Annotated in this window: 6 protein-coding genes and 1 pseudogene; 3 read left to right on the top strand and 4 right to left on the bottom strand. The window is 37.4% G+C overall.

Annotated features, from left to right (window positions below; translation table 11 throughout):
• Positions 1-316 precede the first annotated feature (316 nt).
• Together AC06OU_RS09935 and AC06OU_RS09930 are read right to left on the bottom strand one after the other, a co-directional pair.
• Positions 317-625 carry a metal-sulfur cluster assembly factor gene (locus AC06OU_RS09935; protein WP_169361026.1) on the bottom strand — a complete coding sequence of 103 codons (309 nt, stop codon included), beginning with the start codon at positions 623-625 and terminating at the stop codon, positions 317-319.
• A gap of 48 nt (positions 626-673) precedes the next feature.
• A complete protein-coding gene (locus AC06OU_RS09930; RefSeq protein WP_475855515.1) occupies positions 674-1,432 on the bottom strand; it encodes a prolyl oligopeptidase family serine peptidase in 759 nt (252 codons plus the stop codon).
• A 134-nt stretch (positions 1,433-1,566) separates the two neighbouring features.
• On the opposite strand from AC06OU_RS09930, the gene AC06OU_RS09925 reads away from it, so the two are divergent.
• The 3 genes and pseudogenes from AC06OU_RS09925 (at position 1,567) to AC06OU_RS09915 (ending at position 3,899) form a co-directional block, all read left to right on the top strand.
• On the top strand, positions 1,567-2,376 hold the full coding sequence (locus AC06OU_RS09925) for a Cof-type HAD-IIB family hydrolase (RefSeq protein WP_475855514.1): 810 nt from the start codon (positions 1,567-1,569) through the stop codon (positions 2,374-2,376).
• Between the two features lie 29 nt (positions 2,377-2,405).
• Positions 2,406-3,257 (top strand): annotated as a pseudogene (locus tag AC06OU_RS09920) (DegV family protein).
• A 138-nt stretch (positions 3,258-3,395) separates the two neighbouring features.
• Complete coding sequence (locus AC06OU_RS09915) at positions 3,396-3,899, top strand: DUF3231 family protein (protein WP_475855513.1); 504 nt, start codon at positions 3,396-3,398, stop codon at positions 3,897-3,899.
• Positions 3,900-4,318: 419 nt separating this feature from the next.
• Here the strand turns inward: AC06OU_RS09915 and AC06OU_RS09910 are convergent, their stop codons facing one another.
• Together AC06OU_RS09910 and AC06OU_RS09905 are read right to left on the bottom strand one after the other, a co-directional pair.
• A complete protein-coding gene (locus tag AC06OU_RS09910) occupies positions 4,319-5,041 on the bottom strand; it encodes a hypothetical protein (protein ID WP_475855511.1) in 723 nt (240 codons plus the stop codon).
• Between the two features lie 45 nt (positions 5,042-5,086).
• Complete coding sequence (locus tag AC06OU_RS09905) at positions 5,087-5,761, bottom strand: alpha-amylase family glycosyl hydrolase (protein ID WP_475855510.1); 675 nt, start codon at positions 5,759-5,761, stop codon at positions 5,087-5,089.
• Between the last annotated feature and the right edge of the window lie 301 nt (positions 5,762-6,062).

Below are 6,062 nucleotides of genomic sequence, written 5' to 3'. Positions count from 1 at the left end.
AGAAGAGAAAACCAGTGCGAAAGCTGTCCTCTTTGCGTTTGTCGGATAGATTAATTAGTGTAAGTGAATGATTTTCGTTCATTTACTCGCTTGTATATATCGTTGATTTCCATTGTTGGGGCACTTTTCGCGGGCACGACTCCAGCATTCTCCCTCGCTACGCTCAGTCTAAAATCCTAAGCAGCTTCAGGAAAACGGCTCTTATAATTCAAGAAAAAACGCATATAATCAAACAAGGCACCTCCTGTTCGAATTGAACAGAAGATGCCTTGTTTTTTTATATTGTCCTCTCTAATGAATAGAGGAGTTTTTATAATTATCGAATACCTAATGCAATTTTTGCATATCGAGACATATTATCTTTTGACCATGGTGGGTTCCAGACAATATTAACCTCAGTATCTTTAACCTCAGGCAGCTCAGCTAGTGCTGTTTTAACCTGATCTACTATCATCGGACCCATCGGGCATCCTATAGAAGTTAATGTCATCGTAACTGTTGCTTGTCCCTCATCAGTTAGATCCACATCGTATACTAAACCTAAGTTAACAATATCTACGCCAAGCTCTGGGTCAATAACATTTTCCAGGGCAGCCATCATACTATCTTTCATATCTTGATCCATACTAATACCTCCTTACATCTTTCATTCATCATAACAAAGATATATCAATTATGCCAAACGGTTAGCTAACCATTCTGTTGCACGAAGCATACCTTTTCTTGAAACTGCATGGCCAACGCTCTTCTCTTTCATAAACTCAATCTGAGAATCACTATATTTTTCAATCAATTCTTCAACAAATTTGGCAGTAGGTGCGAAAGGCACTACCTCATCCTTCATGCCATGCCAGAAAAATAGTGGCTTATTTTCTAGTTTCTCTAATTGCTTAGAAGCATCAAATATAGAAAGTGTATCAAACATTTTTTTCTTTTCTTCTTCATTCATTGGAATCTTAAAGCCACTTTGCTCAACTAAAGTCATTTGATCTTTAGCAAGGTTTACATATCCCGGGGTTCCCATCATAATAGCAGCTGCATCAATCCATGGGTAGGCCGTTAAACAGCCCAGTGTAGTAATACCACCCATAGAGGTTCCAGCCAAGCCTATTTTTTGTCCGTTGTCATATCCACGCGAGTTTAATTCTTTTTTTAGTTTACCTAGCTCTTCGATTGAGGTTAAAACTATTTCCCAAAAACGTAGGCTAATCTGTATTTGGTCAAGATGTATATCACGTTCTCCATGTAAATGGGCATCAGGCATAATTACTCTGCAACCCTTTTGGACTAACTGATACGCATAGTGAAGGTTATGCTCTTTTGCACTCTCAAAACCATGAAGGAAAAAGACTACGGGAGCATTATTTGTAAAGTTTTCTTCTGATATATGTAGCACAGGGATGTCTCCCCAATTTTCTAAATTAGTAATCATTGAATATACACCCCTTATTCGTTATATTACTATTTTAACAAAGTAAAAGTTTTTTTACAAAATCGCGAACCAATACATTTTGACGGAACTTCTGGAACAAGATAAACTTTAATAAGATGAGGGGGAATATGCACATGGAACGACACTTGATCGTATTAGACTTAGATGGAACTTTATTAACTGACCAAAAGGTTATTTCTGATAACACTAAAAGAACTTTATTAAAAGCTAAAGATGAAGGGCATGAAGTAATGATTGCAACGGGTAGACCCTATCGCGCAAGTGAAATGTATTATCATGAACTTGGGCTAACTACTCCTATTGTCAACTTCAATGGGGCATTCGTACATCATCCAAGAAATCGTTCATGGCAAATGATACATAAACCAATTAGCTTGAACGTTGTAAAAGAAGTAGTTGAGGCCGTTCAAAGCTATTCGATAAAAAATATGCTCGCAGAAGTCCTAGATGACGTATACTTACATTATCATGATGAACAAATGATCTCCGCTTTAGTACAAGGAAATCCCAATATAACTACTGGTGACCTTCGTCAATTTTTACAAGTAGATCCTACTAGTCTTCTCATACATGCTGAAGAAAATTCAATAGACGATGTTCGCAAGCATCTGAAAGAAGTACATGCAGAAGTTATTGACCACCGCCGTTGGGGAGCACCTTGGGATGTTATTGAAATTGTTAGACACGGTCTGAATAAGGCAGTAGGTCTAGACCATGTATCCAAATATTTAAATATCCCTAAAGATAGAATTATTGCATTTGGAGACGAGGACAACGATTTAGAAATGATTGAATATGCTGGCGTTGGTGTTGCAATGGGTAATGCTATTTCCCCTTTGCAAAATATCGCAAATGAAATTACTGCAACAAATAATGAAGATGGTATTGCAGAATTCTTAAAAGAAAGATTAAAATTGAATTAATATAATTCACAAATTTTAGGAGGACAAAAATGAGAATATTTGCCGACAGTGCAAGTGACTTACCAAAATTATTTTTTGAAACAAACCAAGTCGAGTTAGCACCACTTCGTGTTCATATTGACGATAAAGAATATGAAGATATAAACGACATTGCATCAACAGAGGTATATGCAGAGATTAGAAATGGTAAGCAACCTAAAACTTCTCAAGCTTCTCCTGAACATTTCCTTCGTGTTTTTGAGGATCTTGCTAAGTCCGGAGAAGAAGGTATTTACATCGCTTTCTCCTCAGAGTTATCAGGTACTTATAGTACGGCTGTAATGATGAAGGAACAATTATTAGAGACATATCCGGATATGAAGCTAACTATCATTGATTCAAAATGTGCTTCACTTGGATATGGACTTCTTGTAAAAGAAGCAGTAAAACTAAGAGATGAAGGACTAAGCCTTTCAGAAATTGAAGAGAAAATTAGATGGAATGCTACACATATGGAGCACCTTTTCACTGTAGATGACTTAGATTATATGGCCCGCGGTGGACGAGTTTCCAAAGCTAGTGCATTTATCGGTGGCCTATTAAACATCAAGCCTGTACTTCATGTAGAAGAGGGCAAACTTGTACCGATTGAAAAAATTCGCGGCACTAAAAAAGTAATGAAACGTATAGTAGAATTAGTCGAGGAACGCGGAGGAAATCTAGAAGGACAAGTTATTGCTATTAGTCATGCAGACGTATTAGATCGAGCACAATAACTAAAAGAAATGATAGTAGAAAAAATGCAGCCTACAGATGTAGAAATTCATCTAATTGGTTCTACGATTGGAGCTCATACTGGACCTGGAGCAATCTCTGTCTTCTTTTTGAACAAAGAAGCATAAAACTTTTAATAGATTAAAAGACAAATCTTCCAACAGATTTGTCTTTTTTAATGGAATTAGAATAGTTCTTCCATGTTGTCACATAATAAGCTCGACCTGAAAAAATCATGTCGACTTATGACGAAATGGAGTGAAAAAATGGGTATTTTATCTGGTAACCAAAAAGAGCAACCATTACACTGTGGTGAAGTATTTGCTATTTGGACTAATTTAACAACCAACCAAGGATTAATTGCTGCACACCAAACCTTTTATAATCACGCAGGAGATACGGACTTAAAAAAAATTCTTGAAGATTCTGTGGATGCCATGAAGGATGAAAACAAGTATTTGGAAAGGATTCTCAAGGAAAATGGCATTGGACTTCCTCCTGCCCCTCCCGAGCGTCCAGTAGCTCAAGTAGAAAATATCCCACCAGGTGCAAAATTCAATGACCCTGAAATTGCTGCTGCATTAGCAATGGATGGCGCTGCTGGACTTGTTGCCTGCAGTAAGGCAATGGGTATTTCTACAAGAGAAGACATTGCTACCATGTATGGTCAATTCCATATGAAAAAAGCTCAATTAGGTGCAAAATTATTGCAGTTAACGAAGGAAAAAGGTTGGTTAATCCTTCCTCCACTTCATACAGATCATAACTAACAAGAAAAGCATAATCGCCTGTCTCTGCCCCGACAGGCAAATGGGCAAATACGAGGAGGCAGCTCCTCAGCCACCACAGTATTTCTCCATTTGACCCGAGGGGCAAGGCGATGAAGCTAGACATCTAGAAAAGCATAATCGCCTGTCTCTGGCCTGAAAGGCAAATGGAGAAAAGCGAGGAGGCAGTTCCTCAGCCACCGGAGCTTTTATCCATTTGACCCGAGGGGCAAGGCGATGGAGCTAGACATCTAGAAAAGCGCAAGCGCCTGTCTCTGCCCCAACAGGCAAATGGGAAAAGCGAGAAGGCAGTTCCTCAGCCACCGGAGCTTTTATTCATTTGACCCCGAGGGGCAAGACGAAGAAATTTATCTTTCTAACTAAAAAAACTATCTCTTGGCACTCAAGAGATAGTTTTTTTATTATTTCGCTTTGTTTTCATCGTCTCTTCTTCTTTGCTTTCCTTTTTTCCAAACAATTACGAGGAATAAGATAAATAACAAATAAGAGATTACCATTGCGATTATATAAGCTGTATTTAAACCTTTGCGGTCTGTTACTTGAAAGACTTCCACAATTTCACGATCAATAACTATGCGGTATGAGCCATCATCCGTGGTTCTAATTAAATCGGATTCAAAAATCCCTCTAACTTCCTTGTCTTCTCCTACAACTTCACTAGAAAGGTCAATACGTTGGGTAGCGCTAGTATTATTTACAACTATAATAAACGTTTCTTCTTCTGATTCACGCTTATATACTGCATAACCATTTTCATTTTTTAGAACTTCTATGTCACCAGATCTAAGTGCATCTGATTTATTACGAATGGAGTTAACGTCTTGGATATACTCGATTAACTCTTCATCTACTCGAAAGTTCATGATTTGATGGCTTTCTTCTGGTACCTGACCGTTCATCGCAATTTCCGTTCCATATGTCATATAAGGAACTCCAGGTAGGGTCAGTAGTGTTCCAATAGCAGCGCGAATACGCGTCGGAGGGAACATGTTTTCCAAAGCACTATGGTAAGTAAAACGTTCTGATACTAAATTATCAATTAACAGTAAATCATTAGATTCAACAGAACTAATAACATCTGAAGGGTAATCCGTGTTTTTGAACGCATCTCTTAGTTCGACCATGCGTTGTTCTGAATAGTTGACATCAAAATTCGCATCGCTGTCCTCTTATGCTATAACATACATTGGATTCCTTACTTCTTTTAATGCTGTAATCATTTCGTTTATAAATTCTGTAGGTGCGCCTTCTATTTCAGAAAGCTTCACTGCATCAATTTTGTACTTAGTAGCAAAAGCTACAATAGTGTCTATAAGTTCAGTTTGTACTTCTGGATTTTCTAAATCTAGTTGAAGTACGCCGTCTTTGGATATGATCCAATCTTGCTTGTCCTCTTCACTAGCCAAAGTATGCTGCGCACTATAGTTATTCAGTGGAAATTCTATCATTAGTTTCATCTTTTGGTTATGTGTTTTCTCAATCAAAGCTTCAAATTCATCGGCTGTTCCAAAATGTTTTTCAATTTCATTAAAATCTAAAATTGCTTTACCATCATAGGATTCCGTTGAGAAAACTGGACCGATAGAGAGTATTGTGAAGCCTAAATCACGTATATGATCCATTTTGTCCATGATTCCTTTAAAATCTCCTCCAGCGAAGGCTAGATGATCTTTCGTATTAACATTGTAGTCATTAGCGACTGTGCTATTAAAATATCGGTCAACGTATAGGTCATAAATACTTTCATTTTGTATAGATGAATCCGCTGCTTGAGCACTAAAAGCAGTTGTCATCCATAGGCTGCTGAAAAGTACACTACAAACAAGCCATTTTTTAAATTTCAAGGTAATCCTCCTCTACATCGGGTCAACATAAAATTGTCTTGTTTATTTATACCCTAAAACAAGACTTATCATCGTTAATTTTAACAAAGCTACGTTTCAATCGCTATGTTTTAAACAGAAATAGGTAGAAAATAAAAAAGTATTCGTCCAAACTGTGTCATATACTAAGTTGTTCTATTCTTCCTTTGACAACAAAATAAAAAAACTAATGCCAGTAGCTATTCGTTTCTGGACGGCTTTGGCTATAAGATTAATGCTATACTCAAGAATTTTTTAAAGTTCCTTTAAGTCGGATCGTAGC

The sequence above is a fragment of the Psychrobacillus sp. genome (genome assembly GCF_056205495.1).
This window is presented reverse-complemented; position numbering and strand designations above follow the sequence as displayed.